This window comes from Xenorhabdus beddingii, assembly GCF_002127545.1.
Classification (GTDB): domain Bacteria; phylum Pseudomonadota; class Gammaproteobacteria; order Enterobacterales; family Enterobacteriaceae; genus Xenorhabdus; species Xenorhabdus beddingii.
The window spans coordinates 1-4,694 of sequence record NZ_MUBK01000058.1 but is presented as its reverse complement, the minus strand read 5'-3'; the positions used below and the strand labels follow the sequence as shown (position 1 = coordinate 4,694).

General features: G+C 50.7%; 5 protein-coding genes. 2 read left to right on the top strand and 3 right to left on the bottom strand.

Annotated elements, in window-relative coordinates; genetic code table 11:
- A partial coding sequence (locus tag Xbed_RS17865) for a CHC2 zinc finger domain-containing protein (protein WP_086114189.1) occupies positions 1-2,623 on the bottom strand: 2,623 nt, incomplete at its 3' end.
- Between the two features lie 100 nt (positions 2,624-2,723).
- Here Xbed_RS17865 and Xbed_RS17860 point away from each other — a divergent pair.
- Positions 2,724-3,092, top strand: a complete 369-nt coding sequence (locus tag Xbed_RS17860; RefSeq protein ID WP_244182545.1) for a helix-turn-helix domain-containing protein — start codon at positions 2,724-2,726, stop codon at positions 3,090-3,092.
- 72 nt (positions 3,093-3,164) lie between these two features.
- Positions 3,165-3,485, top strand: coding sequence for a SymE family type I addiction module toxin (locus tag Xbed_RS17855; protein ID WP_086114188.1), 321 nt, complete (start codon positions 3,165-3,167; stop codon positions 3,483-3,485).
- Positions 3,486-3,549: 64 nt separating this feature from the next.
- Here the strand turns inward: Xbed_RS17855 and Xbed_RS17850 are convergent, their stop codons facing one another.
- Positions 3,550-4,080, bottom strand: a complete 531-nt coding sequence (locus Xbed_RS17850; protein WP_086114187.1) for a hypothetical protein — start codon at positions 4,078-4,080, stop codon at positions 3,550-3,552.
- Positions 4,080-4,694, bottom strand: a 615-nt coding sequence (locus Xbed_RS17845; RefSeq protein ID WP_208612272.1) for an AHH domain-containing protein, incomplete at its 5' end; no start/stop codon positions are given. The genes Xbed_RS17845 and Xbed_RS17850, both read right to left, overlap by 1 nt.

The following is a 4,694-nucleotide window of genomic DNA, read 5'->3' as shown; positions in this document are numbered from 1 at the left end:
CGTCGCCGTCAAACAGCAGTTCATAGGCGAACGTCAGCCCGCGCCGGTGCAACAGCAGGTATTCCATTTCGACCAGCCGCGACAGGTGCACTTTCAGTTGGGTATCCCCCCACTGCACCGCATCGCGCAACTGCTTGCGGGTAAAAATCCTCTCATGCCGGGGCTGACCGCTGTCCCGTATCCATGCCTGTATCAGCAGCAACAGCTTGCGCGTCTGCGGCGGCATTTCGTCGAGCGTCCGGCCTAAGATTTCATGCGCCAACTGATTGGAAAGCCGGATATCGTCTTGGGTCACTTCGATGTATTCCAGTGTCTTGCCGCGATGTTCGGCCGTCTTGATTTCCCGCTGGTACTGGTGCAACAAGGCGATACTCTGGATCAGGGTGAGATATTTCATATGATCACGCCGGGTACGGGTCTTGTCTGACAGGAACGTCAACTGGCTGGCATAGGGATTGACCACATTCAACGGTTTCAGCAGCCGCTGGGCGTTCTGGTGAAGTTGCGTCAGATAGTCCCGCTCATTCTCAGCCAGTAACCCCTCAAGGGTCTGTTTATGGCGTTGTAAGGCATGGATCGCTTCGGTCTGTTCGCGGGATTCGTTGACGGTCAGCACCAGACAACGGTTCAGCAGCTCTTCATCCACATCAATGGCGGTGGTGGTGAGCATCAGCATCACCGGGCCTTTGACGGTGTAGCTTTTGGTGACCAGATTGCCCGTCGCCTCATCCTTGCCGGTGCTCGCCATCGTCAGCTCGCCGTCCGACTGCAACAGCTTCAACGCATAGGCGGCCTGCCGTACCCCTTCTTCTTCGGCGATGGCGAGGATTTTATGCTGGAGATTAGTTTCACCCAGATAGAACAGGCTTTGCCCGGTCATGGCGCTGTACTGAATGCGTTCTTCTGCCGGTATCAGGCTCAGTACCGCATCCATCAGGGACGATTTTCCCGCCGCGCTGCTGCTCTGGATCAGGACGGCTAAGGGTTTGGGTAACTTTCGGCTCACCGCCGCCAGATACGCTGCCAGCAGATTCGTTGATTCACCGACCACACCACAGGCGGCTAAATCCGCAGTAATACGGCTGACCAGTTGTGGATCTTGCAATAACGTCAGGGCATTCTGCTGCTCATCGGCATTCAGGGATTTGGCGGCTTTTTCCGTTTCTGCTGCCATCCAAGAACGTTGTTCCAGCGCCAGTAACACCCGCCCCAGTTCACGCTTAATCAGCGTTTCCGGTAAGGCCAGTTCCTGCGTGGCTTGCCGCACGAAGCCGGCACGGGCGCGGGCGCTCAGGATATCGAGGCTGTCCACGAACAGCGCCCCGCTGTTTTTATCCAGTAACTGTACGTTGATTTTCATGACCGCACCGATTTTCGGTGGTACACCGCGCAGACGCCATTCCTGCCCGTCCTGCCGGATAACGATATCCCCGTTGGCCTCAAGCGTCGTCACCACGCCCGGTTCTGGAACTAATGCCGCCGTAGAGACGGGGACGGCAATGGAAGCATTTTGGTCTGACAGCGGTGTTTTTGTGGATTCACCGAGCCATTGCGCTGATTCAAGTAACTGACCGAAGGCATTTTCCGGGTTTGCCACTTCGCGGCTAAAACGATTGGCATCGCTGCCTTCCGGGAACACCACCCGCCAGACATCCAGCCCCATCAGTTGCAACTCTGCCGCCAGTGTTGCCGCCGCTTCATTGCCCGCCTTGTCATTGTCATAGGCAATGTGTACCTGCCGGATTTCATACTGCCGGAAGGCGTCCCGGTGGGCATCGGTAAAGCCGTGAACCCCATACGAACAGGTCACATGGCGATACCCCGCACACCAGAACGACATCGCATCAATCAGGGATTCACACAAGATCACCGAGGCCGAACCAACCAGCCCCGCTTCATTCCAGACGCCGCCATGCGCCCCCGGCAGATAGAGATGCAACGGGGTGCCCGCCCGCAGGCGATCGGTGATTTTGCGGCCGTACATTTCCTGTATTTGCCCCTCCAGCCCGATCACCGGCACGACCAGCGAGCCGCTGAAGTGTTCATGGCCGCTCTCACGCAGCAACCCGACGGCCTGCAACTGCGCGCGGATCTCTGCGCCGGCTTTCAGTTTTTTCTCCGGCAACCGATAGCTGAGGGTGCGGTTGGCAAAACCGAGCTTAAAGTGGCTGACCAGTTCAGGATGGTCAAGGCGGCGTTTTTTCAGGTACTGCCGGGCTTCCGGGGCATTCAGCAGGGTCTGGTGATAGAACTCAGCCACCCGTAACAGCAGCGCCTGTTGCCCGACCGCCTCCCGAACCCGCTCCGACGGGTCAACCAGCGGCACCACGGCCGGATTACTGCCCAGCACCGCCCGCAACCGTTCGCAGGCATGGCGCAGGCTCAGCCCCTCCGTTTTCATCACCCAGTCAATCACCGAGCCGCCGGCATTGCAGCCAAAGCAGTGATAAAGATTTTTCGCGGGCGTGATCACCATCGAGGGCGTTTTCTCCTGATGGAACGGGCACAGCACAGTCATGTCTTTACCGCGTGGGATCATCTTCCGCCCCTGCTGCTCAATGACCGCCACTAAAGAGACGGCGGATTTCAGGTGCTGTAATTCTGCGTCGGGGATGCGAGCCATAAAAAGTTCCTCCAAAACATGTCAAGACCCCTTTAATGTTTTTTCATTGTACCTTATAATAGACTTATGGCAACCACTTTAAGATACCGTGGGGTACATTATGGGAACTGTTTTCTTATGGCTTAATCCTATGCAGTTTCCAACCCGATTGATTCAGTTCCGCAAGGCGCAGAACTTTACACAACAGGAGCTTGCTGATGCTGCGCAAGTTCACGTTAACCAGATAAAACGCTATGAAGCTGGAAGTGCACAGCCCACTCTTGAAGCGTTTGTCAGGATTGCGAAAGCGTTGCATGTCAGCCTTGATACGCTGGTGTTCAGCGAAGAAGAGCGCAAGCCCGCCGATGATCTGAGCCTGCATTTTGAAGCTATCAGCCAATTTGAGGCGGATGAAAAAGCTGTCGCCAAAGCAGTACTTGAAGGATTAATTCTCAAACACCAGTCGGATAGATTCCGGCGACAACAGTAAAGAATGCGGTTCCGACGCGCTTGCAACACGCCGGAGCCGCTGACCATAACCAACTATTGGAGGTAGTTAATCATGGCTAAGGCGCATTCTAAGCAAAACGCGGTGCAAAATAAAGCCGCCAAAACAGAACGTTATTACACGGTGGGATACGTCCCGCAAAATGACAAAGCGAAAGCCCCGCCCGCGATCCACCTGAAAGGGCAGTGGCTTAAACAGGCCGGTTTTGATATTGGCGGCACACTGACCGTTAAAATCATGGACGGTTGTTTAGTGCTGATCCCCGACAGTGACGAAACCCGCAGCATCAAACAACAGTACCAACGCCAGCAAGACCACCTCAGTGAGATTAAGCTGCGGATGCGCGAACTGATTGGGGATTATCAGGCAGGATAATAATAAAAGCCGGAAAATCGCTGCGATCTTCCGGCTTTTTCATGATGATATGTCTCTATATCAACTATTTTTTTAATACCATTGGATTAAAAGCGACTATTTTTTTATCCTTAGTCATTCCACATGGATAAAAACCTTCTTTATATATTTCGAACATTTTTTCTAAGAGTGATGCCTTTTGATATCCTAATATATACCTTTGAAGAGATAACATTTTTAATTGGTAATATACATCATCTAAAATATCAAAATAAAAATCATCATATTCAGTGTTTATCTTCTTTATCTTAGATTTTCTATAAACTAACGTTTTTTCTTCTTGTAAATCGCCAAACTCTTCGTCAATACCTTCTAAATACTCTTCTGCATCAGAATATTTGTCTTCTAAAGAAAACTCACCAACACTATTTTCTATGAGATCCTGCCAGACTAAATATCCATCTGGCAAATTTTGGCTCAATGACAACGTCAATGATTTATCTTTATCTTCCAATAAGATAATTCCAGAAGGTAGGTTTCCCCCTCCTGATAAGAGAGCATTTGATAATAAAAAACTCATTGGCTCAGTTATAAACTTATGATCTGAATCTTTCATTACTCTACTCCTAAAATTTTATTCCACATTTCTAAAGCTCGCTCATTACCTAGTTTAGATTTACCCTTCCGAATATCCTTAGCTCTTATTGGAGTTCCATTCGTCATTGCTTTCTTAGCTGTATTTTGTATGTCAGCAACTTGTTTTGCTATAGCATCTTTAGATTGTCCTAAATCTATTTTGTCTAATGCATTTTTAACAGCCGCAGAGTAACCATTGTGATTACCCTGATGCCTTGCCATTGCGCTGACACCACTATCAACTTCTCTTAAGAAAATTCCGTTTGCGGCCGTATCAATATCATACTTAATTTTTTTCAACGCCGGATGGTTAGCATATTGCTTAGGAATAACATGGTGAGCTTGATAGCCACTCCATTTAGTTGAACGCGGTAACCCCATATCTTCCATCAGGTTTTTACCCAGTTTGGTCGAACACCCTACCAACCCTAATGGATCTATCGTTGCCGTGGGATTTGTAACATAGCTGTACGGTGTTTCTCCCCCCAATAATCCCAGGGGATCAGGCGTCAGATAGCAACTCGCCACCGGCGAATAATACCGGAACCGATTGTAGACCAGCCCGCTCTCTTCATCCAGCCACTGACCCGCGAA